Here is a 1,576-nt window from a genome sequence, read left to right on the forward strand (position 1 = left end):
GTGCAGGTGCAGGGCAGTCCTGGTTTTAAGGATCTTGTACAGCCTGTAGCCTACGATGCTTTTGGCCGAGAGCGATTTAAATACCAGCCCTATGCGGCACAAACAGGCGCTTCTGGAAGCTTCCGATCAGCTGCACTCGATGATCAGTATAATTTTTTCCATTTCCCACAAGCAGCGGGTATCAAAGCGACAGACAATGCCTTTGCTGAAACGGTTTTCGAGGCCTCGCCGTTAAACCGTGTACTGCAGCAGGGCGCTCCAGGTGCCGACTGGCAGATCAGCGCTGGCCATACCCTTAAAACCGATTATGGTACCAATACCCAGGATGAGGTAAAGTTGTGGATTGTAAACAATATCGGTAACGGTGCGGACGCCAGTGTTTATCAGGCTGGAAAACTTTATAAAACCATCCTTAAGGATGAGAACTGGGTACCTTCGGATTTAAAAGCCGGTACTACCGACGAATTTAAAGATTTTGAAGGGCGTGTGGTACTGAAACGGGTATGGGAAACCGATAGTAAAAGCTTGAGTACCTATTACGTTTACGATGACCTGGGCAACCTGCGTTACGTGCTGCCACCGGCGGTAAACGAGAACGGCCAGGCTGCATTAAACAGTTTTGATGAAAGCCAGACGGTTTTTGATCAGTTTATCTACGGTTACCGTTATGATGGCCGCAAAAGGTTGGTGGAGAAAAAAATACCAGGCAAGGGTTGGGAGTTTATGGTTTACAACAAACTCGATCAGGTTACCCATACACAGGATGCCAACCAAAGAGCCGCCAGTCAATGGAGTTGGATCAAATACGATGCTTTTGGCAGAGTGGTACTTACAGGTGTGGAGAACGGTCAGGGCATTGGTCGTATAGATATGCAAAATTATAATGATGGGGTAGCGGCACAATGGGAAGAACGTAGCACAGCCTTTCCCGAAGGCTATACCAGAAATACACATCCCTCGGCAGGAGAAGATAATACGAATATTATTTTCCACACCGTAAATTATTATGATAACTATGACTTTCCTGATAGCTTTGGCCAGCCCTCTGGCAACCAGGCACCAGCGGCACGCACCAAAAGCCTACTTACCGGAACCAAAGTGAAAAACCTGGGTAACAACACGATGTTGCTTACCACCAATTATTACGATCTGGAAGGACGCATTATACAAAGCAAAAGCAGTAACCACCTAAACGGTACCGATGTGGTAGACAATACCTGGAACTTTTATGGCAGCCTGAAAGCCAGCACCCGTACCCACACGGTAGGCAGTACGGTAACCACCATTGCCAACCGCTACGAGTACGATCATGTTGGCCGCAAAATCGCTACTTTTGAAAACATCAACAACCAGGGAGATGTTGCACTGAACCACCTCGAATACAACGAAATCGGCCAGCTGAGCAAAAAGAACCTGCACAACGATAGCCAGGCTACTACCTTTGCCTACAACGAGCGCGGCTGGATGAAGAACAGTACATCCGATCAGTTTAGCATGGAACTGAAATATAGCGATGGTATCTTACCGCAGTTCAATGGCAATATCTCGGGCCAGAATTATACCAACGGTGCGTCAA

Annotated in this window: 1 protein-coding gene; it reads left to right on the forward strand. The window is 47.5% G+C overall.

The window, feature by feature from the left end:
• The coding region (locus tag OQX63_RS23205; RefSeq protein ID WP_265853165.1) for a DUF6443 domain-containing protein at positions 1-1,576 on the forward strand (1,576 nt) is incomplete at both ends.

This window comes from Pedobacter sp. PF22-3 (assembly GCF_026239555.1).
Lineage (GTDB): Bacteria > Bacteroidota > Bacteroidia > Sphingobacteriales > Sphingobacteriaceae > Pedobacter.